The sequence below is a fragment of the Flagellimonas sp. MMG031 genome (genome assembly GCF_040112705.1).
GTDB lineage: Bacteria > Bacteroidota > Bacteroidia > Flavobacteriales > Flavobacteriaceae > Flagellimonas.
Genome location: NZ_CP157804.1, coordinates 1,462,994 through 1,487,596, shown reverse-complemented (window position 1 = coordinate 1,487,596; position 24,603 = coordinate 1,462,994). Strand labels below are relative to the sequence as shown.

Here is a 24,603-nt window from a genome sequence, read left to right as displayed (position 1 = left end):
AAAGCCGTCATCAAAACATGACGGCTTTTTTTGTTCAACCTAATTCACTAGATACATGCCCAGACCCTATATTTTGGCCGAGACCAATTGGAAACACTTAAAAAACGAATCCTTCGACCTCGCCGTACTGCCCTGGGGTGCCACAGAAGCCCATAACTACCACCTCCCCTACGCCACCGATGTCATCGAAGGAACCTCAATCGCCGAGGAATCGGCACGTATTGCATGGGAAAAAGGGAGCAAGGTGGTTGTGCTACCTACCATTCCATTTGGGGTGAACACGGGGCAGTCGGATATCTACTTGGACATGAACCTGAACCCTAGTACCCAATTCGCCATTTTGAAGGACATCCTTACCGTGTTGGACCGTCAGGGCGTAAAAAAGTTCATGATCCTGAACAGTCATGGCGGAAACAATTGGAAAGCCATCGTGCGGGAATTGGGACTTCTTTTTCCTGAAATGTTCCTTTGCGTCACCAACTGGTTTAAACTCGGCAGTGAATCCGGGGTGTTTGAACTACCGGGAGACCATGCCGATGAAATGGAGACCAGCTTGATTCTGCACTTGACCCCTGAACTGGTATTGCCCAGAGAAGATTGGGGAAGCGGCAAGGAATTCAAGAACAAAATAAAAGCCTTTTCCGAAGGATGGGCCTGGACCGAACGCCCGTGGTCCAAAATAAGTGAAGACACCGGAGTCGGCGACCCAAGCAAGGCAACAGCTGAAAAAGGAGAAGTGTTCTTTAACATGGTCTGCGCCAAAATGGGACAACTTTTAGTGGATATCGCAGAAGCAGATATCAACACCTTGTACGATTAGCATATCTACCTGAAATACAAACCGTTGACCACCAAAAACCACAAGAATGATGACTCCAATGTAATTTATATGTAAATTTAACGTTAACTAATTGTAAACTAAATGTAATGTGTCTATCTTTACATTTTAAAATCAATTTGTTATGACAGCAGGAATAAACGCATGGGGAAAATTGATGATCAAAAAGTATCAGCAATTATGGCAATATGCCAAGGACTACGCCAGAAAATGTAGATTGGTGTATAAGAGGATGTACAGTATTTAACTAACCCTTGTACTTTTGGGGCAAGTACACCACTTTTTTGGTCTCGAAAAATTCCTCTTCAAAATATTCATTCAAATCGAATACTTGGACGGTCTCATAACCTTTTAACTCTTCGGTAAGGTCGCCGCCTTTAAGGTAAAGTATGCCATTTTTTCGTTGGTGGGAGGAATCTTTTTTGATTTTTCCCTTGGTCCAGTGCACAAAGGTGGGCATAGCGGCCACCGCCCTGCTTACAATAAAATCGAACTGACCCGGAATCTCCTCTACCCTGGAATGGTAGGTTTTCACATTCTGCAATCCAAGTCCCTCAACGACCTCATCCACCACTTTGATTTTTTTTCCAATGGCGTCTACAAGGGTGAATTTCACGTTTGGAAATAGTATGGCCAGAGGAATACCGGGAAAGCCACCACCAGTGCCCACGTCCAAAATCTGGGAACCTTCGTTGAACGTTTGAATTTGGGCAATCCCAAGGGAATGAAGCACATGGCGCAGATAAAGCTCATCAATATCCTTTCTGGAAACCACATTTATTTTTTGGTTCCAATCCTTGTACAACGCTTCCAGTTTGGCGAACTGCTCTTGTTGTTCATTGTTGAGCGTCGTAAAATATTTAAAGACAAGTTCCGCTTTCATCTACAACCATTATTTTTGACAAAACTAATACTTTTAACGACCTTAACACCGTTCTAACATAACCTTGTTAACCTAAAGAAGCATTTTAGTTACCTTTGTAAAAAATTTTTTTTATGAATACGAATACCATCCGGTTTTCACGAAAGGATTCCGCACAATTTTTCAGAACATTGAACAAAAGAGTGAACGAATACTTCAAAGAAAATAACCTCAAGAAAACCGGGAACTGGAAACTTCACTTGAAAACGATAGTGATGTTTGCCATTTTTTTGACCCCCTATTTTTTAATGTTGACCCTGGATTTACCCTTTTGGGGCTATTTGTTACTTTCCATAACCATGGGTGTGGGAATGGCCGGAGTGGGAATGAACGTTATGCACGATGGCAATCACGGAGCCTACTCCAACAAAAAATGGGTAAACAAGCTCATGGGCAGCAGCATTTACATTTTGGCCGGAAATGTGTACAACTGGCAAGTACAGCATAATGTGCTGCACCACACCTACACCAACATCCATGAACACGATGAGGACATGGAAGCAGGAAGGATCCTAAGGTTCTCCAAGCATGCCGAATGGAGAAAGCACCACAAATTTCAACACTACTATTCCATTTTGCTTTATGGTCTATTGACCTTTAACTGGGCCATCACCACAGATTTCCAACAGATGTACCGTTACATGAAACGGAAATTGAGCTATGGTAAACTGCCCAATCCAGTCATCAACTGGAGTACTTTGGTCATAACAAAAGTGATTTACATAACCATTTGGATCGTGCTACCATTGATTTTTGTAGACATTGCCTGGTGGCAGGTACTTCTTGGATTCTTTATCATGCACTATGTGGCAGGAGTTATCCTTAGCGTTGTTTTCCAATTGGCACATATTGTGGATCATGCGGACACACCGCTTCCCGATGAAGCCGGAAACATGAAAAACACTTGGGCCATCCACCAATTGTTTACCACCGTGAATTTTGGCACTAAGAACCGTATCGTAAACTGGTTTACCGGTGGATTGAACCATCAGGTGGAGCATCACATCTTCCCGAACATCAGCCACATCCATTACACAAATATTTCCAAAATTGTGAAACAAACGGCACGGGAATTCAATTTGCCATACCACGAGTACAAAACTACCAGAAAAGCTATAATTTCGCACTTCAAACATCTGAAGGAGCTGGGCAAAAATCCAGCCGTTCAGTACCAGTAAAAAGAAGCACTAATGAGCAACCATCTATCTGATAGGATCAAGAACATGTCCACGTCAGCAACTTTGGCCATGGCCGCCAAAGCACGGGAATTACGAAATGAAGGAAAGGATATTATCGGCTTGAGCTTGGGGGAACCCGATTTCAACATTCCCGATTTTATCAAGGATGCCGCCAAACAGGCAATCGACGAGAATTATAGCAGCTACACACCAGTAGATGGATATGCGGAGCTCAAGACCGCTATTTCCAATAAATTCAAAAGAGATAACAATCTTGATTATAAGCCTAACCAAATCGTGGTTTCCACAGGAGCGAAGCAATCGCTGTTCAATGTGGCCATGGTGGTTCTGAATCCAGGGGACGAGGTGATATTGCCTGCACCCTACTGGGTAAGCTATAGCGATATCGTAAAATTGGCCGAAGGCGTTCCAGTGGAAGTCCTGACCCAAATCGATACCGATTTTAAAATGACGCCCGAGCAATTGGAAGAGGCCATCACCCCCAAAACAAAAATGCTCTGGTTCAGTTCGCCCTGCAACCCCAGTGGCTCAGTGTACAGCAAGGAAGAATTGGAAGGTTTGGCAGAAGTACTTAAAAAGTATCCAAACATTTATGTGGTCTCCGACGAAATTTACGAACACATCAATTTTGCTGGCGGGCACGTAAGCATAGCCGGGATTGATGGCATGTATGATAGAACGGTGACCGTGAACGGTGTTTCCAAAGCCTTTGCCATGACGGGCTGGAGGATCGGGTACATTGGTGCCCCCGAATGGATTGCCAAAGGATGTACCAAACTACAGGGACAGGTGACCAGTGGCGCAAATGCCATTGCCCAACGTGCCGTAATCACAGCGTTGGAAGCTCCGGTAAGCAAAATCAAATACATGATTGACAAGTTCCATGAAAGAAGGGACCTTGTGCTTCAGCTCTTGGGAGAAATTGATGGGTTCAACCTAAACGTGCCAGAAGGAGCATTTTATGTATTCCCCGATATTTCGGCATTCTTTGGAAAAAGCTTGAATGGAGTGACCATCAATAATGCCTCAGATTTTTCCCTCTATTTGTTGGAATACGCCAATGTGGCCACCGTTACAGGGGAGGCGTTCGGAAATCCAAATTGCATCCGTATTTCCTACGCAGCATCAGAAAATGAATTGAAAGAAGCCATTAAGCGTATCAAAGACGCATTGAGCTAATTGAGAATATAAATACCAATTAAAGGACCTTAGCTTTGGCTAGGGTTTTTTTTTGGACACAATTCAGACCATAATTTCTACTGCATATCCTTAAAATAAAACGATTGGGTTTTTATTATGATTCCTTCTCCTTGACCTTTGCTATATTTACTCTGAACAGGGATGTTCCCCAAATAACTGTATCACTTAACTCATAGTTTTAGTTTCAACTGCTATGTACCATAAAATTATACTTTCATTGTTTTTGATGCTGATCAGCATCGACTGCGGAGCACAAGTCTTTGGAAAAGTTACCAACTCGGAACAAGAGCCTCTCCCCTTTGTCAATATCTATATCGAAGGTACTCTTAATGGAACCACTACCAATGATGCCGGGACGTATCAATTGCCTTTCTCTTCCGGCCAAGAGCAAACCATCGTTTTTAAATACTTGGGCTACAAGACAGAAAAGAGAACCCTTGCAGCCAATCAGAACAACGTTGAATTGGATATGGTACTCCAAGAGGAGAGTGTACAATTGAGCGGGATTGAAGTGAATGCCAAAGAAAATCCCGCCAATTACATCATTCAAAAAGCCATTGAAAAAAGAGCTAACATTAAAGAACAGTTGGCCAACTATACCGCAAGTTTCTATTCCAAAGGATTGATCCGCATCGAGGGTGCTCCCGAACGAATCCTAGGTCAGGATTTGGGGGATTTTGGAGGAGGACTGGATTCTACACGAACGGGTATCGTATATCTTTCCGAAACTGTTTCCAATATTGCAAAAAAAGACAAAGATTTTACCGAGACCATTGTAGCCTCCAAGGTGGCAGGAGACGACAATGGATTTAGTTTCAACGCGGCCTCCGATGTTGATTTCTCCCTATACGACAACTCCTTTTCGCTCGGAGGTGCCACCCAGTTGGTATCGCCCATAGCTGAAAATGCCTTTAATTACTACAACTATGAGTTGGTAGGCACCTTTTATGAAGATGGAAATATCCTGATCAACCAAATCGAAATCACACCAAAGCGGGAGCAGGACAAGACCTTTAGTGGTACCATCTACATTGTAGAAAACGACTGGTCCATTTACGCTGCCGACCTTCAAATTACTGGGCAGCAAGCGCAGATTATTCCCGTGGACACTTTTTTTCTGAAACAACGTTTCAATTACTCCCCAAAACAAAAGTTATGGCTCAAAGTGTTGCAAAGTCTGGATTTTAAATACTCCATTTTGGGTTTTAAAGGCGATGGTCGATTTACAGCAGCCTATAAGGATTATGACCTTGAGCCCAATTTGACCAAATCAGACTTTACCAATAAAATCTTGGATTTTGAGGAAAACGCCAATAAAAAAGACTCACTATACTGGTCAAGTCTACGTCCTGTTCCATTGACACTGGAGGAAAAAAAGGATTATCTCAAAAAGGATAGCATTCAAGTTATCCGGAAATCCGAACAATATTTGGATTCGATAGATGCGAAGGGCAATCGATTTAAATGGTCAAACCTATTTTTGGGCTATACCTACAGCGATACCTTCAATGAAACCTATTATGTGGTGGGGTCGCCAATTCAGAATCTATCTTTCAACACGGTGCAAGGATGGCATGGCTCGCTAACGCTGGATTATATAAAATTAAATGAGGAAAAGGGCAGCCGCTTTAGCCTTGGCGGAGCCCTTAATTATGGCCAGTCCGACAAACGTTTAAGGCCCACTTTTTCCATGTCGTACCGTTTTAATAAGTTCTCCAGGCCCTATCTAAGGTTCAGGGCGGGCACAGAGGCGGTTCAGTTCAATGGAGAAGAGCCCATCACTCCGATAGGCAACACCATTGCCACACTTTTCTTTGAAAATAACTTCGCCAAATTCTACGACCGTACCTTTACGGAGGTCTTCCATTCCATAGAGTTGACCAATGGGATTCGAGGCAATATATTGGTCGCCTACGAAGACCGCAAGCCGCTCTTCAATACCGTATCAAGCACCCCTTTTGGTTCCGACCCTGCCGATTTTTCGTCCAACAACCCTTTGGACCCCACCGACACCAATAATGCCGGCATTATGGACCATACCTTGGTGCGGATGGATTTGGGATTCCGTATCAGGTTTGGCCAAAAGTACCTGAGCTATCCCGACGAAAAAGTCAATATCCCCAACGAACGGTATCCCACGCTCACGCTGGGCTATGAAAACGGTTTTTTGTCCAACAACAGCGACAACCACTTTCACCAGTTCAAGGCTGGCTTGTTCCAAGCCTTTAACATTGCCGACAAGGGACGTTTTGCCTACAATTTTAGAGGGGGCAGCTTTTTGAATGCCGACAATATTTCATTTGTGGATTATCAACATTTCAATGGCAACGAATCCCACGTCACCGTAAGAAGCTATATGGATTCCTTTTTTCTACTGCCCTATTACAACTTAAGCACCAATCAAAGCTATTTTGAAGGGCATGTTGAGCATAATTTCAAGGGTTGGTTCATGAACAAACTACCCCTATTGCGCAAACTCAATGCCCATTTAATTTTTTCAGGCAAGCTATTGGCCACCGAAGGAAATACGCCCTACACTGAATTTGGCATTGCATTGGGAAATTTAGGCATTAAAAAATTCCGGTTTTTACGTGTTGGATATGCCCAAAGCTATTTTAACGGCAAGGTTGAAAGGGGCCTCAACATTGGGTTGACCTTTCCGTAGTGGGTAAATTCTTCCTCGGATTTTAACTTAGACACATTGACTTGCTGTTCAATGCCATCCGTTGTTATCCTTTTTGATTAACACAGTGCATCAAATTAAAAACGATTGTTTTTGAAAGGGTTCGATGAACTTAGGTCTTTTTCCAGAAATAAGGGGTAAGGACAATCAGCACAGTAAAGAGTTCCAATCGGCCCAATAGCATTAAGAAGCCACACCACCATTTTCCAGCTGCCGGAAGACTGTTATAGTTACTCACTGGGTTCAAACTACCCAAAGCAGGACCCACATTGCCCAGAGAAGAGGCCGAACCACCCACGGCAGAAACAAAGTCCAATCCCAGAAAACCAAGCACCAACGACCCAATGATAAACAGCAGCATGTAGAGCACGAAAAAGGCGATTACATTATACACGATATGCTCCGTTACCGTCTTTTGATTGTATCGAACAGGAATCACGGCGTTGGGATGGAGGGTACGCTTAAACTCCAAAATTCCATTTTTGATGATGAGCAAGTGCCGCATCACCTTGATTCCCCCTGCCGTGGAGCCCGCAGACCCTCCGAGGAACATCAAACCAAAAAAGAAAACGGTCAAAAACGGGGTCCACGAGGTAAAATCTGCCGAGACAAAACCCGTGGTGGTAATAACCGCTATCACCTGAAAAAGACTATGCCTAAAGGCACTTTCGGCCTCCCCAAAAATCATGGGGTGAAAATCGGACACCGGAACATTTGCTTTGAAGTAAACGCCCAAAGCAACAATCAGTGTAAATATCACGATAAACCCAAAATAATATTTGAATTCCTCATCCCTTAAAATACGCTGTCCGCGACCCGTAAGCGCAAAATAACTAAGTACAAAATTACTTCCTGCCAAAAACATAAACAGGATAACGATATACTGAATCAAGGGTTGGTCGTTCCAATAGGCCAAACTGGCATTTTTGGTAGAAAAACCTCCAGTGGACATGGTTGCCAAGGCATGGTTGATGGCATCAAAAAAGGACATTCCCGCAAATTTGAGCAGTAAACTTTCCAATACGGTATAACCAAAATAAATCAGCCACAGACGCTTTGCGGTATCGGTAATCCTAGGGTGGAGCTTGTCACCGCCCGGGCCAGGCGCTTCAGCAGCGAACAACTGCATTCCCCCAATACCCAACAACGGCAATATGGCTATGGCCAGAACAATGATCCCCATTCCCCCGATCCAGTGCGTAAGGCTTCGCCAAAGTAAAATACCTTCGGGGAGGGCCTCAATATCATCCAGAATAGAAGCTCCTGTAGTGGTGTAGCCGGACATGGTCTCAAAAAAAGCGTCGGTAATGGAAGGTATGGCCCCGGAAAATAGGTAGGGCAGGGTTCCCGATATCGACATAATGATCCAACCAAAGGTCACAACAATGTATCCTTCCTTCCTTTTGACCTCTTTTTTATGACCACGGGTGTAGAACATGGCCATGATTCCAAAAAGCATGGTAACAATAGCGGCAAGCATAATATCCATGGTAACGCCGTCTTTGTAGATACCGCTTGCCAAAGCGGCCAAAAGCATAAAGGAACCATTGCAAAGCAACAATAGCCCCATAATATGGATAATGATCTGTGTATTGAGCTTCATTAGAGGAACAGCTTTTCTATCCGTGGAATGGCTTTGGGCAAGCAGCAGACCACAACCTTGTCCCCTTCCATGATCCTAAAATCACCAAGGGCAATAATCCCTTCCCCATTTCTGATAACCCCACCGATACTGGCCTCTCTGGGAAAATTCAATTCTCGGATAATCTCTCCGTTCACCAAGGAGGTAGCTTTCACTTCAAACTCCAATATCTCGGCATTTAAATTGTTCAACCGGGTCAAGGCCAATACCTCGCCCTTACGGATGTATCTGAAAATACTATTGGCGGCAAGGAGCTTTTTATTGATCAACGTGTCAACTCCAATAGAGTGGGACAACTGAAAGTAATCCATATTTTCCACCAAGGCGATGGTCTTCTTGATCTTTTTGTTCTTGGCCACCAAGCAGGACATAATATTGGTTTCGGAGTTCCCCGTTACCGCAATAAAGGCATCCATGGATTCGAGGTTCTCCTCTTCCAGGAGTTCCACATTCCGCCCGTCTCCGTTTATAACCAAGGCATGCGGTAGTTCGTCGGCAATATCAAAGGCCTTTTCCTTGTTCTTTTCGATCAATTTAACATTGAATCTTTTGTTGCAAAGGTCGCGTGCCGTTTTAAAACCGACTTTGCTTCCTCCCAAGATCATCACATTTTTGATGTCCTGTTTTTGCATCCCCGAAAGTTTGTACAACTCCTCTACCCCTTTGTCAGAAGTAATAAAATACACCTGATCGCCTTCTTTGAAGACGGTATCTCCACGCGGAATCAAGGTGAACTGCGTACCCGTACGCTGCAGGGCTATGGGCATAAAATTGAGTTCCGGGAAAATTCGTGCGGCTTCCTTGACCATTTTACCAACAAAAGGCGCGGTTTTGGGCAGAATTACCCCAAACATGGTCAACAGACCTTCTTCGAATTGGTAGGTATCGTTAAAAGCGGACTGATTGAGCATCAACTGGATTTCCATGGCGGCAAGTCGCTCGGGAGAAATCAGTTCATCGATGCCCAGCTGCTCAAACTTGATCAGTTCCCGGTTGTCCATAAACTCGGTATTGGATATACGCGCCATGGTCCGCTTGCAACCCAACTGCTTCGCAAGAACACACAAGGTCAAATTGGTGGTCTCCGATGCCGTAACCCCGATCACAAGGTCCGAACCGTCCACTTGGGCATCCTGCAAAACCTGGATAGAGGTCGCATCGCCGCGAAGCACCCGAATGTCCAAATGGTTATCCGCATAGGACAGTCGTTCCTTATCGGTATCGATCAGGGTAATTTCCTGCGCTTCGTAAGACATTAATTTTGCCAAATGAAATCCCACTTCACCAGCACCTGCAATAATGATTCTCATGGATTAGAATAGGATGTGTTCTTAAATAAGTTCAATTTGCAACATACAACTTGTGCAAGGATTGGTACGCCCAACGTAAAGTCCATACTTTTAAACAACTACGGGAAAATAAATTCCGTCAGGGGGCAAAATTACACAAATATTTTTGTCTTCATCCCCTAACCTAAGTTGTATATTTGCGATCAAATTGAAGTAATGTCGAAAAAGGTAACCCCGTACAAAGAATCGGAGCTTGGTAAAAAAGAGCAGGTAAGGCAAATGTTCGATAATATTTCGGGAAGCTATGATGGTCTCAACCGTGTAATTTCCTTTGGAACAGATGTTAAATGGCGTAAGCGCATCGTGGCCTTTTTAAAGGATAAATCCCCTAACTCTATTTTGGATATCGCAACGGGAACCGGGGATCTGGCCATTGCCATGGCCAAAACAGGGGCCGAAAAAATTGTGGGCCTCGACCTCTCCCCCGGGATGTTGGAAGTTGGAAAACACAAAGTGGCCCATAAACAACTGGACAGCACCATTGAAATGGTGGTGGGCGATAGCGAGAACCTGCCCTTTGAGGACAACTCCTTTGACGCGATTACCGTTGCCTTTGGGGTACGTAATTTCGAGGACCTGGAAAAAGGACTGGAAGAAATTTACAGGGTACTCAAGCCAAAAGGACATTTTGTGGTATTGGAAACCTCCGTTCCCACAAAAACTCCATTTAAACAAGGGTACAACATCTACACCAAACATATTATGCCCTCCATTGGCAAACTATTCTCCAAGGACAGATCGGCCTACACCTATTTGAGCGAATCGGCGTCTGTTTTTCCACATGGGGAGGCTTTCAACAATATTTTGAGGAAAATTGGGTTTATAGGAGTAGAGAACAAACCACAGACAATGGGTGTAGCATCCATTTATGTTGCTTCAAAATAGATTGATGAAAAATCTCCTGATTTTCTTTGGACTGATTGTACTATCATGCCCAATGGCCCAAGCCCAGTTTGGAGGCGATCCAATATTGAACCTTCAGAACGAAGACAAAAAATTCCTGAATTGGGGGTACTATCTCGGTTTTAACCAATACGATTTCCAGTTTGAATACAAAGAGGACATAGGAAGGGATATTTTGGTGGATAAGAGTTTTGGTTTCAATGTGGGGTTGATTGGTGAACTGCGAATCAACGAGTTTTTGGATGCGCGGTTTGAGCCTGGCCTACTTTACACAGCCCGAACTTTGGGTTTTCCCGGTTTTACTAATCAAGCCGATGCCATTCGTGAGGTACGGTCTACCTACATTCGATTTCCACTGTTGATCAAGGCCAGCACCCGGAGAATCGGGAACTGGAAACCATTCATCACAGCTGGGGTGTACACGTCCATCAATCTTGGGAGCAATGAAGACAGCTTGGACGACAACAGCACGGGGCAATTCCGTATGAAACAGAATGTGTATGGGTATGAACTGGGATTCGGGATTGATCTCTACACCGAATATTTCAAATTTACCCCATCCATTCGTGGCGTTTTTGCGCTGACGGATGAACTGGTTCCCGACAATGACCCAAATAGCCCATGGACCGGAAACATAGCAGCCATGCGAACAAGGGGCATTTTCATCAACTTTACCTTTGAATAAGCTATCCTCTTCGGATTTCGTTCAATAGGATGGCCGTTGCAGTGGCGACGTTCAAACTTTCGGTGGTGGAAACACCAAATTGCGGAATCGATATCCGCTCGGTAATCAACTTGCCGATTTCTTCCGAAATACCATTAGCTTCATTGCCCATCACCAAAATGCCATTTTCACCCAAATTGGTGCGATAAACAGAGGCCCCGTCCATATAGGCACCATATATCGGACGTTCCGATTCACTCAGATAGTCAGCAATATTGGTATAGGTAACGGAAACCCGTGCAATGGAACCCATGGTCGCCTGCAGCACTTTGGGATTGTAGCAATCTACGGTATCCGAAGAGCAAACCAATTCATCTACACCGAACCAATCGCACAATCGGATGATAGTGCCCAAATTCCCCGGGTCTCTAACCGCGTCCAACACCACAGTCCAATCCGCTTTGGTTTTATCCCTGCGCTCCATCATGTGAAAAACACCCAAAATACCGCTGGGATGGGTCAAACTGCTCATTTGTTTCAACACTTGGGGCGGAACCAACTCTGCATCTTCAAACTTTTTCAAAAGGGTTGAATCATCAACAAAGAGCGCAAAGGGCTTTACAGTGGCCTCCATCAGTTCCCGAACCACCTTTTCGCCTTCCACTACAAAAAGACCGTGTTGAGATCGGTACTTTTTTTGCTTCAAGCTTACAACTAGTTTAATTTGGTTTTTTGTAACCATCTAAATCGTGTATTTTTGGCGTCTATGAGTGGTTTTGGTGTATCGTGCAACTGGGCAAAAATAGGATTATTGTTGCTTTTGCTAAGCATTTTGGGTTGCAATACCTTAAAAAAGGTTGGGGAGGATGAACTATTGCTCACCAAAAACACCATTCTGGTCGATGACGAAAAAGTGACCAGCAGCGAAATAAAAGGTCTTATCACCCAAAAACCCAACAGCAGCCTACTGGGGTACCCTTTAAAGCTGAACCTCTATAACCTTGCCAAAGAAAATCCTGACTCTTCCTTTGAAGATTGGCTGAACCGAAAAGAAAAAAGGGAAAAACGCCTGAACAATCTGCTCTCCGAAAAGCAAGTAAACCGCCTGAGGGAATCCTTCATGGTAAAGGGTGCGAGCGAATTTCTCAAACGTATCGGGGAACCTCCGGCGATTATCGACACTTCAAAAACAAACAAATCTGTCAGTAAGTTAGAGGCGTACTACAATACCAAGGGATACTTCAACAACTCAGGGGAATACGAAATCATCCCCGGAAAGAACAGTAGAAAGGCACAAATTGAATATCGTGTGACACTGAACAAGCCCTATATAGTGGACACCATTCAAAAAAACATCACCTCGCCCGAGTTGGATTCCATTTATAAAAATGCCGAGCGCAGTAGCCTTGTGAAACAGGGAGAACAATTTGATTTGGAAAAATTCACCTTGGAACGGGAGCGGTTGACCAATCTTTTCCGGAATTCGGGAGTCTACAATTTTCAGGAAAGCTCCATCAACTATAATATCTTACGGGATACCACCCTCGCTGCGAACGACCAATTGATGGATGTACAGTTGAACATCAAAAAATTCCGAAGTACCAACGACAGCACCGACACCAGCATGCCCTATAAAGTGGCACGACATAAAGAAATCAACATTTATGCGGATTACGATATTGGTGGCGGCACGGACACCTTGCAAAAAGTGGAATACGAGAATTACAACATTTACTATAAAGGAAAATTAAAGTACAGGCCAAAAGCACTTACGGATGCCGTTTTCTTTGAAAAAGATAGTATCTACAGGGATTTGGACCGTATTCGCACCTACAGGCAGATTACGAACCTCAATACCTTTAAGTATCCGAACGTTGAGTTTATACCCGATTCCACACACACCCATTTGGAATCGAATATTTACCTAGCTGCAAAACCCAAATACTCGTTAAACCTCAATTTTGACGTAACCCATTCGAACATTCAAAGGGTGGGAACTGCATTTAGCGCTGGTGTAATTACCAGAAATGTATTCGGCGGTGCGGAAACCTTGAATGTCTCCGCTCGTGGTTCCATTGGTCTTTTAAGCGACGCATCCTTGTCCAACGAAACCTTTACCTCCGAACTTGGTGGTGACATCAATATTACATTCCCAAGGATCTGGCTGCCCTTCAACACCGAGAGGATTATTCCATACTACATGCTGCCACAGAGCCGACTATCGGCGGGTACGAATTTTCAAAAGAACATTGGTCTGGACAAACAGTCCCTTAACTCCGTCTTGTCGTTCAACTGGTCTCCCACGGAACGATTAAAGAACAATATAGAACTGATAAACGTTGAGTTTGTGCGCAACGTGAACCCAAACAATTTTTTCAACGTCTACCGGAATACATTTTCCAATTTGGATGACATCGCTGATGCCTTTCAGGACGACCCTCAGTATGCGGATTTGTTCAATCCCGTGGATGAAGAGGGCGAGGATCCCCGATTGAACATTCCTACTGGAGCAAATACCTTTGTGCGTCGTGTGCTGGATGGCGAAATCCCAGTGAGCAACGACGATTTTGAGCAAGTGAACAGCATTGCCGAAAGACGTAGACGACTAACGGAAAACAACCTCATTTTTGCCAGTAACTTTACCCATACCAAAAACAGCAAATCCGGAATCAACGATTTGGATTTTTACCAATATCGCATCAAACTGGAAAGTGCGGGCGCTATGCTTTCCCTGCTCACCAATGTAATTCCCTACAACCAAAACGACCAAGGCCAAAACCTTGTTTTCGGCGTACCCTTTTCCCAATATGTAAAAACAGAATTCGATTACATTCGCCATTGGAGCATTGGAGGCGGTCAGGTCATAGCTTTTCGAAGTTTCTCCGGAATTGCGATTCCCTACGGCAATGCAGACAATATTCCCTTTGTACGAAGTTACTTTGCCGGTGGCTCCAACGACAACCGTGCATGGAATGCCTACGAACTTGGCCCGGGTAGAACCAACAACATCAATGACTTTAACGAAGCCAACCTAAAACTGGCCTTAAATCTGGAATATCGATTCCCCATTGCCGGAGACGTAAAAGGGGCGCTATTTGCCGATGCCGGGAATATTTGGAACGTATTCGATAACGAGAACAACCCAGAAGCCATTTTCAGCGGATTCTCCTCATTGGCCGATATTGCACTGGGTACGGGATTGGGCTTGCGGTACGACTTTACCTATTTTGTATTCAGGTTGGATGTAGGATTCAAAACCTACAATCCCGCCAGAGAGGGTTCGGATCGTTGGTTCGATGGGTACAACTTTAAAAGAGCGGTATTTAACATCGGGATCAATTATCCCTTCTAGAGCAAATATTTTATTACTTTTGTTTCCTATTTAATTCGAAACCAATTTAAACTATGTCCCACAATATAAAGCCCGGCGTTGCTACCGGGGATGAAGTACAAGCAATTTTCAACCATGCCAAAGCCAACGGATATGCACTTCCGGCCGTTAATGTAATCGGATCGGACAGCATCAATGCCGTCATGGAAACCGCTGCCACACTAAACTCTCCCGTAATCATTCAATTTTCCAATGGAGGGGCCCAATTCAATGCTGGTAAAGGACTTTCCAACGAAAACCAACAAGCTGCCATTTTGGGAGCCGTTGCGGGGGCAAAACATGTACACCAATTGGCCGAGGCTTATGGAGCTACCGTGATTCTTCATACCGACCACTGTGCCAAGAAACTGTTGCCTTGGATCGATGGGCTTTTGGACGCTAGTGAGCAACATTATAAAGAAACTGGAAAATCCTTGTTCAGTTCGCATATGATCGACCTTTCCGAAGAACCCCTCGAGGAAAATATTGAAATCTGCAAAAAGTATCTGGAGCGCATGAGCAAAATGGATATGACTTTGGAGATTGAATTGGGAATCACTGGAGGTGAAGAAGATGGTGTGGATAATACGGATGTGGACGATTCCAAATTATACACCCAGCCCGAAGAAGTAGCCTACGCTTATGAGGAACTTTCCAAAGTAAGCCATAGATTTACCATAGCAGCTGCATTTGGTAACGTTCACGGGGTATACAAACCTGGAAACGTAAAATTGACACCAAAAATCTTGAAAAACTCCCAAGAGTTCATTACAGAAAAATACGGAGTAGAGCACAATCATATCGACTTTGTATTCCACGGAGGTTCCGGTTCCACAGTGGAGGAAATCCGCGAAGCTATCGGTTATGGGGTCATCAAAATGAATATCGACACCGATCTGCAATACGCATTTTTGGAAGGAGTTAGGGACTATATCCAAGGAAAAGCAGATTACCTACAAGCCCAAATTGGAAACCCAGAGGGTGAAGACCAACCCAACAAAAAGTATTACGACCCACGTGTTTGGCTTCGCGAAGGTGAAAAAACCTTTATTGCCCGCTTAAAAAAGGCTTTTGAAGATTTGAACAACGTGAACACCCTATAATCCTTTGTTTAATTAAATATTGATTGCATGTCGTCTTGGTTTAAAAGAAAGGAAAAAGGAATACAGACCGCTACGGAGGAGAAGAAAGACACCCCAAAAGGGCTGTGGTACAAATCCCCTACCGGTAAGATTGTGGAGGCCGAAGATTTGGCCAAAAACTTTTATGTAAGTCCAGAGGATGATTACCATGTTCGAATAGGCAGTAAAGAATACTTTGAGATTCTTTTTGACGATAACAAGTTCCGTGAGCTGGATACCAAAATGACTTCCAAGGACCCCTTGAAGTTTGTGGATACCAAAAAATACTCGGACCGTTTGCAGGCCGCCCAGAAAAAAACGGGATTGAAGGATGCCGTTAGAACAGCAGTCGGTAAATCCCAAGGAAAGGATATTGTGGTCGCCTGTATGGACTTCGCCTTTATCGGGGGATCTATGGGGAGCGTTGTCGGCGAAAAAATATCAAGGGCCATAGATGTGGCGAAGAGGAAAAAGATTCCTTTTGTAATGATTTCCAAATCAGGAGGCGCCCGTATGATGGAAGCCGCCCTGTCCTTGATGCAGTTGGCCAAAACCTCGGCAAAGCTGGCACAATTGGCCGAAGCCAAGATTCCATATATTTCTTTGTGCACCGACCCTACAACGGGGGGAACCACGGCGTCCTACGCCATGCTTGGTGACATCAACATTGCCGAACCAGGTGCCTTGATAGGCTTTGCAGGGCCCAGAGTGGTAAAAGACACCACAGGGAAAGACCTTCCAGAAGGTTTCCAAACTGCGGAATTTTTGAAAGAACATGGTTTCTTGGATTTTATCACACATCGACGCGATTTGAAGAAAAAAATCAACCTGTACATAGATTTGATCACGAATCAACCCATAAGAGAATAATAAAAGCCCCGAAATCGGGGCTTTTTCATTTGCTGTCGGTTCGAGCGCCGTCGAGTACCTTTTACTTGAGAATTATTTCCTAAACCGTCGTAGATACACTTCTTCTTCGGTGCCATCAGCATAAGTAAGCGTACCTTTGGCATCGCAACTACCATCACCAAAATCGAGACGCGCGGTATTCCCCAAACGAGAAATATCCAAAACGCCACTTACAATAAATCGACAAGACAGTTCCCGTCGCAAAGGAGTAATCACTTCTTTAACAAATTCATTCCCTGCCCTACTGATATAGGTGCGCTTTCCAGTGATCAGGAACACATTATCGCCCCAAAACCCCGTACCGAATCCTTCAATCCATTCCCGGTTCCGGGTACCTGTAAAAGAAGCTGTATCCCCGTTGGGCCATGTAGCCACAAAAGTAGCGTTGGCCGTTCCCTGTGGATTTCCGCTTTCATTGCTTCGCACCCTCACAATAGTGGCATCACCTTCTACCAAAACATCGTTAAACGTAAAATCCTCCAGGGTCAGTTCCACCCTATTGGAAGCAGCTTCCAAATCCAAGACATAGCTAAGGTTCACCTTTCCACTGACCAAATTTCCGGTGGGCAGCTCACATCCTTCCCCGAAATCTAGGGTAACCTCTCTCATGCCTTGGTTCAAAACGACCGATACGGTAACGCAATCCGGCAGATAATCCGAACTATAATTCTCTTTTGAAGTGGCAGCAATCTCTTCCGTGGCGTATACATCTTCGGCAATGCTCATAATTTCTTCGGTGATCATATCCGTTTCGTCACTAAATTGTAGCTCTGTGGCCGACATGACCTCCGCAGTGGTGAGTTCCTCCTCATTTGAGGAATCTTTGCTGCAGGATACAAACATTAATAATAAGGTACCCGTAAGCAAAGAAGCGATTCCAGTTAAATGGATTGATTTTAGTCTCTTTTTCATACTGATTGAATTTATAGGTTTGCTTCTTGGATAGAAACTTTGGGAAAAGGTTTAATTTCCCATTAAAATTCGTAGATTAGGAAAAAGAGTTTATCTTTGCAGGCTGATTGCTCAACCTGAGCACCGCAAAGGAACTGACAATCAATACATAAAAATCATTTAAAAAAATATTGGAATGTATTTAACAAAAGAAGTAAAAGCCGAAATTTTCAAGAAATACGGCGGCTCTGAGAGCAACACCGGTTCTACGGAAGGACAAATTGCATTGTTCACGCACCGTATCAACCATTTGACAGGTCACCTTAAAAGGAACCACAAGGATTACAACACCGAGCGTTCTTTGGTGGCATTGGTAGGTAAAAGACGTAGTCTTTTGGATTACCTAAAGAAAAAAGACATTGAAAAATATCGTTCCTTGATCAAGGAATTGAATATTAGAAAATAAAAACAATCGGGGAGGCTTTGGCTTCCCCTTTGTTTTGATTGGACGTGTTCCGATCACCCAAAAGTCCCGGGCAACCGGGCAAACACAAAAAGCTACAAATAGTTTTTCATTGGTCAAGTGCCTCCAAGGCACACACAACAACAACACAACCCGACCGCCCGGATGGCGGTAGACCAAATGTTTAACGACCCCGCCATAAGGCAGGGTAAGATTATTTTTATGATTCCAAAGACATTCAGAGAGGTCATAGACCTTGGCGACGGTAGAGAGATTTCTATCGAAACCGGAAAACTGGCAAAACAGGCCCACGGTTCTGTTGTTGTCCAATCAGGCAAGTGTATGTTATTATGCACCGTTGTCTCCAATTACAAAGCTTCGGATGTGGACTTTTTGCCACTTACCGTTGATTATCGTGAAAAATTTGCTGCGGCAGGACGTTACCCAGGTGGTTTCTTCAAAAGAGAGGCCAGACCGAGCGATGGTGAAGTATTGACCATGCGTTTGGTGGATAGGGTATTGAGACCTTTGTTCCCCAAGGATTACCATTCCGAGACACAGGTCATGATCCAACTCATGTCGCACGACGAAGAAGTGATGCCCGATGCAATGGCTGGATTGGCCGCTTCCGCAGCCATCCAACTATCGGACCTTCCTTTTGAGTGCCCTATTTCTGAGGTACGCGTAGGTAGAGTCAATGGCGAGCTCATTATCAACCCAACCAGAGCCCAACTTGAAGAATCGGACATCGATATGATGATCGGTGCATCCGCAGATTCTGTGATGATGGTAGAAGGAGAAATGAGCGAGATTTCCGAAGAGGAGATGGTAGAAGCCATCAAATTTGCCCACGAAGCTATCAAAGTACAATGTGCCGCCCAAGTAAAATTGGCTGAAGCTTTTGGTAAAAAAGAAGTTCGTGAGTACGAGCCCGAAGCCGAAGATGCCGATCTGGAAAAGAAAATCCACGACATGGCTTACGACAAAGTTTACGAAGTGGCCAAAGCAGGTTCATCCAAAAAGGAACGTAGCGAAGCCTTTGCTGCGATCAAGGAAGAAATAAAAGCCTCCTTTTCCGAGGAAGAATTGGAGGAGATTGGTGATTTGGTTTCCAAATATTACCATAAAGCCGAAAAAGAAGCCGTAAGAAACCTTACTCTAGAGGAAGGACTTCGTTTGGATGGCCGTAAAACTACAGATATCCGCCCCATCTGGTGTGAAATCGATTATTTGCCATCCGTACATGGTTCTGCCATCTTTACCCGTGGCGAGACCCAAGCCTTGGCTACGGTCACTCTGGGTACCTCAAGAGAAGCGAACCAGATAGATATGCCATCCTATGAAGGTGAGGAAACATTCTATTTGCACTACAACTTCCCTCCTTTCTCCACTGGTGAAGCAAGACCCATTCGAGGTACTTCCCGTAGAGAAGTTGGTCACGGTAACCTGGCGCAACGTGCGTTAAAAGGTATGATTCCTGCGGATTGCCCGTACACCGTTCGTGTGGTGTCAGAAGTATTGGAATCCAACGGTTCCTCTTCCATGGCCACTGTATGTTCCGGTACCATGGCATTGATGGATGCTGGTATTCAACTGAAAAAACCAGTTTCCGGAATTGCCATGGGATTGATTACCGATACCGAAACTGGCAAATATGCTGTTCTATCCGATATCTTGGGTGACGAAGATCACTTGGGCGATATGGACTTTAAGGTCACCGGTACTGCAGATGGTATCACAGCTTGTCAAATGGACATCAAAGTAAAAGGGCTTTCCTACGAAATCTTGGTAAAAGCCTTGATGCAGGCCAGAGATGGCAGAATGCACATTTTGGACAAATTGGTAGAAACCATTGCCGAGCCAAGACCAGAGGTGAAATCCTACGCACCAAAAATCGTTACCAGAATTATTCCTGGAGAGTACATTGGTGCCCTTATCGGTAAAGGTGGAGAAGTGATTCAAGAGCTTCAGAAAACGACCAAAACCACTATTGTAATCAATGAGGACCCAGATACCGAGGAAGGTATCGTGGAAATCTTGGGTACAGATCAGGATGGTATCGACAAGGTATTGGCCAAAATCGATGCGTTGATGTTCAAACCGGAAGTAGGTAGCGTTTACGAAGTAAAAGTCATCAAAATGCTTGACTTTGGAGCTGTGGTGGAATACACCGAAGCGCCTGGCAATGAAGTTCTGCTCCATGTATCGGAATTGGCATGGGAACGTACTGAAAATGTATCCGATGTGGTGAACATGGGTGATGTGTTCGATGTGAAATACTTCGGGCTGGACCCAAGAACCAAAAAGGAGAAGGTATCAAGAAAAGCCTTATTGCCAAAACCTGAAGGGTACAAAGAGCGTGCACCAAGAAACGATAGAGATGGTGATCGCAGAGGCGGTGACCGTAGAGGTGGTGGCGACCGCAGAGGTGGCAACCGCGATAGAAAGCCGAGAAGGGATTAACTATCAACCTTTCTAGATATAGAAAGAACCCCGGGGAAATTCCTCGGGGTTTTGTTTTTTAATAGAGTCAGGGTCTTACATTGTCACTTCGAGCGCAGTCGAGAAGTGGTCGATCTCAATAGCTAGAAATGAGGTTTTTTTAAAAAAATGTAACTAAAATGTAACTTTTTCCGTTTGATGAACGTATAACCTATTGAGCTCCGGTTCACAAAACAAAATTTGAAGGGATAATTAGATGAGACAGTTAAAGATTACAAAACAGGTTACCAATAGGGAAACCGCGTCGTTGGACAAGTATTTGCAGGAGATTGGAAAGGTGGATTTGATTACCGCCGATGAGGAAGTGGAATTGGCACAGCGCATTAAAGCGGGAGACCAGGTTGCCCTGGAAAAATTGACCAAAGCCAACCTTAGGTTCGTGGTTTCTGTAGCAAAACAATACCAAAATCAAGGGTTGACACTTCCGGATTTGATCAATGAAGGAAACTTGGGCCTTATTAAAGCAGCCCAGCGTTTTGATGAAACCCGTGGATTTAAATTTATTTCTTACGCTGTTTGGTGGATTCGTCAATCCATTCTTCAGGCTTTGGCAGAGCAGTCCCGTATTGTTCGTTTGCCGTTGAACAAAATCGGTTCCATCAACAAGATCAACAAAACCTTTGCTTTCTTGGAGCAAGCGCACGAGCGTCCACCTTCCGCAGAGGAAATTGCCAAAGAATTGGACATGACCGTGGAAGATGTGAAGCAATCCTTGAAAAACTCAGGGCGCCACGTATCGATGGATGCACCTTTGATCGATGGTGAGGATTCCAACCTGTACGATGTATTGCGCAGTGGGGAATCCCCTAACCCGGACAAGGAACTTTTGCACGATTCGCTACGTACAGAAATCGAGCGTGCATTGGAAACCTTGACCCCTCGTGAAGCCGATGTTATCCGACTTTACTTTGGTTTGGCCGGGCAGCACTCCATGACCTTGGAAGAAATTGGGGAAACTTTTGACCTGACCAGGGAGCGTGTTCGCCAGATCAAGGAAAAAGCTATCCGAAGATTGAAACACACCTCCAGAAGTAAGATTTTAAAGACTTATTTAGGATAAAGGGTAAAAAACACACGAATAATTACAGTTAAACTATCCTTAAATTTGATTTTTGGCAGGAAAGTTGTAATTTAGTAAGATATAACAGTTTATCATGACTGTTCGTTTTTTGATTGATGAATAAACTCCGGCTGATTACCGGAGTTTTTTTCGTTTAAAGATGGCCCTAATTGGCTAACTTTGTAACATGAACAAATCAATGATTGCCCCTTCGCTACTGGCATCCGACTTTGCCAATCTTCAACAGGAAATAGAAATGGTGAATCAAAGTGATGCCGATTGGTTCCATTTGGATATCATGGACGGGGTTTTTGTCCCCAATATTTCCTTTGGAATGCCCGTAATAGAAGCCATTGCCAAGCATGCCAAAAAACCGTTGGACACCCATTTAATGATTATTGACCCAGATAGGTACATCAAAACTTTTGGTGATTTGGGGGTAGACCACCTTACCGTCCACTACGAAGCATGTCCACATTTGCATAGAACATTGCAAGCCATTAAGGCCGAGGGGATGAAAGCTGGTGTGGCCATTAACCCGCACACTTCGGTGAATTTGTTGGAAGATACCATTCAGGATATTGATATTGTTCTTGTGATGAGCGTAAACCCTGGATTTGGCGGACAATCCTTTATCAAGAACACCTATCAAAAAGTAGCCGACCTGAAAGAACTCATCAACCGCAAGAATGCGAAAACCTTGATTGAGATCGATGGAGGTGTAAATGCAGGAAATGCCAAAAAGCTGGTGGACCATGGAGCAGACGTGCTGGTAGCGGGCAGTTTTGTGTTCAAAAGTGAAGACCCAATGGCTACCATTAAAGAATTAAAGGAAAAAATTGCCTAATGCAGGAGTTTGATGTTGTCATTATTGGAGGTGGTCCCATTGGGATTGCCTGTGGATTGGAAGCGAAAAAACAAGGGATTTCCTATATCATCATAGAAAAAGGAACCATAGTGAATTCGTTGTTCAATTATCCGGTGAACATGCAGTTTTTCTCTTCCTCGGAGAAGTTGGAAATCGACAATATACCCTTTATCAGTAAGGAGGCCAAACCCAAACGCAATGAAGCTTTGGAATACTACCGTAGGATCGTGACGTCCAACCAACTCAACATTCACCTATTTGAAAAAGTTTTGGATACCGAAAAACAGGATGATTCCTTTTTGGTAAAGACCAACAAAGGGGAATATGCTGCTAAAAATGTAGTGCTGGCCACCGGATTCTACGATTTGCCCAACACCATCGATGTTCCTGGCGAGGATTTACCCAAAGTATCACATTATTATAACGACCCCCACTTTTATGCCAGTCAAAAACTGGCTGTTATTGGGGCCAGTAACTCTGCCATCGATGCCGCTTTGGAATGTTGGCGCAAAGGTGCCGAAGTCACCTTGATCATTCGTGGCCCAGAGGTGGGCCCAAGGGTAAAATATTGGGTGCGCCCCGACATCATCAACCGTATTGAGGAAGGCAGTATCAAGGCCTATTACAATTCGACGGTCAAGGAAATCAAGTCCAACGAAATTATCATCGAAACCCCAGACGGTGAAGTTGTTTTGGAGAACGATTTTGTACTGGCACTTACGGGGTATCGTCCCAATTTTGCCTTTTTGGAAAAACTGGGCATTGCATTATCCGACGACGCGAAACGATTGCCCAACTATCACCCGGAAACCATGGAAACCAATGTAGAAGGCCTATTTTTGGCAGGCGTTATCTGTGGCGGAATGGAAACCCATAAATGGTTTATCGAGAACTCCCGTATCCACGCACCCATCATCATGAATGCGATCAAGCATAAATTGGAATTGGCGGAACAGAAGGCCTAATTGGTTTCAATGGAATTTTAAACGGGACTGCAAGGCTCCGTTTTGCTTCAGCATAGACCTGCCATCACGAAAACTCAGATAAGCATGTCCTTTTTGGTTGTTGAGAATGCTGATTTCACATAACATGCCCCAATGGCGCGCCACTTCTCTCCACGCCCACCATAAGGAATGCTTGGGATCGTAAATATGTGTCGCTTCCCCTCCTGCCCCGTTCACTTCGATAATGCTAAAGTTGCGACCTTGACACAAATCTTCAAAGGAGTTGCACAGCACATCCAACCGTCCATAGTAAAACCCGTTCATTTGAGAGCAGATGGCATTGATGGTTTCCTCCAAATCTTTATTGATGCGATGGCTGATATCCACAAACTTGGCCCCACGGGTATGGCTTCCGTAGGGGACTAAAACAAATGTTTCCCCGTCTTTCAGCACTTCTTCCAACTGGTTACCGTATTTCTTTTGCAATACTTTTAATTGTAGATGACTGCGCGGGTTCTTCTTAATGAGTTCCAACATACTGCTATGGCCATCGCCAGTGATGGAAAGAAACTCCTTGGCCACCACTCCGGTGACGGTACCTGATGGTTCCCCGGGCCTGCGCACATAAAAAACGCCCACTTCTTTTTGATACGGAATCAGTTCCTGCACCAAAAAATGGGAAGGGCTCCATTCCACATACTGCGCAAATTCATCTTTATCATGAATCTTCTCTACACCAAAAGCCTTCATCCCAATATCCGGCTTGGCAATAAATGGGAAATCAATGCCTTGGTCCCGTATGCGTTCCAAGGTCGCGTCAGCAGCGGCATTTTTATCCACGAACAAGGTCTTGGGGATGAACTGTGAAGGAATCATTTGATAGATGTCCATTTTGGAAATCATCGCCATGCCACCATTCTTCATACCAGGATTGGCGGCGTTAAAAAAGAATATCGACCTCGCTTTGAAGGAATAGTAAAGCCACACAGGAAACATGGGGTAGTAGATCAACCAAAAGGGCCAATATTCCCAATGAGTGATACGATGCCATGTCAGTTTCAAAAAATCCATGGCT

Annotated in this window: 21 protein-coding genes; 15 read left to right on the top strand and 6 right to left on the bottom strand. The window is 44.4% G+C overall.

Annotation, left to right across the window (positions count from 1 at the left end; all coding sequences use genetic code 11):
* Positions 1-55 precede the first annotated feature (55 nt).
* A complete protein-coding gene (locus ABNE31_RS06600) occupies positions 56-820 on the top strand; it encodes a creatininase family protein (RefSeq protein ID WP_349352798.1) in 765 nt (254 codons plus the stop codon).
* Between the two features lie 142 nt (positions 821-962).
* On the top strand, positions 963-1,085 hold the full coding sequence (locus ABNE31_RS06595; protein ID WP_257024025.1) for a hypothetical protein: 123 nt from the start codon (positions 963-965) through the stop codon (positions 1,083-1,085).
* On the opposite strand, the gene rsmG is transcribed toward ABNE31_RS06595, so the two are convergent.
* Positions 1,086-1,721, bottom strand: coding sequence for a 16S rRNA (guanine(527)-N(7))-methyltransferase RsmG (rsmG, locus tag ABNE31_RS06590; protein ID WP_179385177.1), 636 nt, complete (start codon positions 1,719-1,721; stop codon positions 1,086-1,088).
* Between the two features lie 113 nt (positions 1,722-1,834).
* Between rsmG and ABNE31_RS06585 the strand changes: the two genes are divergently transcribed.
* From ABNE31_RS06585 to ABNE31_RS06575, 3 genes are all read left to right on the top strand, one after another.
* Entirely contained in the window at positions 1,835-2,938 is a 1,104-nt protein-coding gene (locus tag ABNE31_RS06585) for an acyl-CoA desaturase (RefSeq protein ID WP_179385178.1), read from the top strand.
* 12 nt (positions 2,939-2,950) lie between these two features.
* Positions 2,951-4,138 carry a pyridoxal phosphate-dependent aminotransferase gene (locus tag ABNE31_RS06580; RefSeq protein WP_349352797.1) on the top strand — a complete coding sequence of 396 codons (1,188 nt, stop codon included), beginning with the start codon at positions 2,951-2,953 and terminating at the stop codon, positions 4,136-4,138.
* 214 nt (positions 4,139-4,352) lie between these two features.
* Positions 4,353-6,824: a DUF5686 and carboxypeptidase regulatory-like domain-containing protein gene (locus ABNE31_RS06575; RefSeq protein WP_349352796.1), complete on the top strand. Its 2,472-nt coding sequence runs from the start codon at positions 4,353-4,355 to the stop codon at positions 6,822-6,824.
* Between the two features lie 130 nt (positions 6,825-6,954).
* Here ABNE31_RS06575 and ABNE31_RS06570 read toward each other — a convergent pair whose 3' ends face one another.
* Together ABNE31_RS06570 and trkA are read right to left on the bottom strand one after the other, a co-directional pair.
* Positions 6,955-8,445: a potassium transporter TrkG gene (locus ABNE31_RS06570; RefSeq protein ID WP_293286943.1), complete on the bottom strand. Its 1,491-nt coding sequence runs from the start codon at positions 8,443-8,445 to the stop codon at positions 6,955-6,957.
* On the bottom strand, positions 8,445-9,794 hold the full coding sequence (gene trkA / locus ABNE31_RS06565; RefSeq protein ID WP_179385182.1) for a Trk system potassium transporter TrkA: 1,350 nt from the start codon (positions 9,792-9,794) through the stop codon (positions 8,445-8,447). Before trkA ends, ABNE31_RS06570 begins: the two co-directional genes overlap by 1 nt.
* Before the next feature lie 195 nt (positions 9,795-9,989).
* Between trkA and ubiE the strand changes: the two genes are divergently transcribed.
* Both ubiE and ABNE31_RS06555 read left to right on the top strand, forming a co-directional pair.
* Complete coding sequence (ubiE, locus tag ABNE31_RS06560; RefSeq protein ID WP_349352795.1) at positions 9,990-10,718, top strand: bifunctional demethylmenaquinone methyltransferase/2-methoxy-6-polyprenyl-1,4-benzoquinol methylase UbiE; 729 nt, start codon at positions 9,990-9,992, stop codon at positions 10,716-10,718.
* Between the two features lie 4 nt (positions 10,719-10,722).
* A complete protein-coding gene (locus tag ABNE31_RS06555; protein WP_179385184.1) occupies positions 10,723-11,421 on the top strand; it encodes a porin family protein in 699 nt (232 codons plus the stop codon).
* Between the two features lies 1 nt (position 11,422).
* On the opposite strand, the gene ABNE31_RS06550 is transcribed toward ABNE31_RS06555, so the two are convergent.
* Positions 11,423-12,106, bottom strand: a complete 684-nt coding sequence (locus tag ABNE31_RS06550) for an RNA methyltransferase (protein ID WP_349352794.1) — start codon at positions 12,104-12,106, stop codon at positions 11,423-11,425.
* A gap of 60 nt (positions 12,107-12,166) precedes the next feature.
* Here ABNE31_RS06550 and ABNE31_RS06545 point away from each other — a divergent pair, with 60 nt between their 5' ends.
* Genes ABNE31_RS06545 through accD form a run of 3 tightly spaced genes read left to right on the top strand, consistent with a single transcriptional unit; the run spans position 12,167 to position 16,761 of the window.
* Positions 12,167-14,752 (top strand): BamA/TamA family outer membrane protein, encoded by a 2,586-nt coding sequence (locus tag ABNE31_RS06545; RefSeq protein ID WP_349353030.1) that lies wholly within the window; start codon positions 12,167-12,169, stop codon positions 14,750-14,752.
* Positions 14,753-14,805: 53 nt separating this feature from the next.
* Positions 14,806-15,873, top strand: coding sequence for a class II fructose-bisphosphate aldolase (gene fbaA / locus ABNE31_RS06540; RefSeq protein WP_293283451.1), 1,068 nt, complete (start codon positions 14,806-14,808; stop codon positions 15,871-15,873).
* 27 nt (positions 15,874-15,900) lie between these two features.
* A complete protein-coding gene (gene accD, locus ABNE31_RS06535) occupies positions 15,901-16,761 on the top strand; it encodes an acetyl-CoA carboxylase, carboxyltransferase subunit beta (RefSeq protein ID WP_179385187.1) in 861 nt (286 codons plus the stop codon).
* A 72-nt stretch (positions 16,762-16,833) separates the two neighbouring features.
* Here the strand turns inward: accD and ABNE31_RS06530 are convergent, their stop codons facing one another.
* Complete coding sequence (locus tag ABNE31_RS06530) at positions 16,834-17,712, bottom strand: hypothetical protein (protein WP_349352793.1); 879 nt, start codon at positions 17,710-17,712, stop codon at positions 16,834-16,836.
* Between the two features lie 175 nt (positions 17,713-17,887).
* Between ABNE31_RS06530 and rpsO the strand changes: the two genes are divergently transcribed.
* The 5 genes from rpsO (at position 17,888) to ABNE31_RS06505 (ending at position 23,549) form a co-directional block, all read left to right on the top strand.
* Positions 17,888-18,157, top strand: coding sequence for a 30S ribosomal protein S15 (gene rpsO / locus ABNE31_RS06525; protein ID WP_179385189.1), 270 nt, complete (start codon positions 17,888-17,890; stop codon positions 18,155-18,157).
* Positions 18,158-18,376: 219 nt separating this feature from the next.
* Positions 18,377-20,617, top strand: coding sequence for a polyribonucleotide nucleotidyltransferase (locus ABNE31_RS06520; protein ID WP_293283669.1), 2,241 nt, complete (start codon positions 18,377-18,379; stop codon positions 20,615-20,617).
* Positions 20,618-20,852: 235 nt separating this feature from the next.
* Positions 20,853-21,716: a sigma-70 family RNA polymerase sigma factor gene (locus tag ABNE31_RS06515; protein ID WP_100817395.1), complete on the top strand. Its 864-nt coding sequence runs from the start codon at positions 20,853-20,855 to the stop codon at positions 21,714-21,716.
* Between the two features lie 187 nt (positions 21,717-21,903).
* Positions 21,904-22,563 carry a ribulose-phosphate 3-epimerase gene (rpe, locus tag ABNE31_RS06510; RefSeq protein WP_349352792.1) on the top strand — a complete coding sequence of 220 codons (660 nt, stop codon included), beginning with the start codon at positions 21,904-21,906 and terminating at the stop codon, positions 22,561-22,563.
* Positions 22,563-23,549 carry a YpdA family putative bacillithiol disulfide reductase gene (locus tag ABNE31_RS06505; protein WP_349352791.1) on the top strand — a complete coding sequence of 329 codons (987 nt, stop codon included), beginning with the start codon at positions 22,563-22,565 and terminating at the stop codon, positions 23,547-23,549. Before rpe ends, ABNE31_RS06505 begins: the two co-directional genes overlap by 1 nt.
* 6 nt (positions 23,550-23,555) lie before the next feature.
* Here ABNE31_RS06505 and ABNE31_RS06500 read toward each other — a convergent pair whose 3' ends face one another.
* Positions 23,556-24,599, bottom strand: coding sequence for a D-alanine--D-alanine ligase (locus tag ABNE31_RS06500; protein ID WP_349352790.1), 1,044 nt, complete (start codon positions 24,597-24,599; stop codon positions 23,556-23,558).
* Positions 24,600-24,603: the final 4 nt, after the last annotated feature.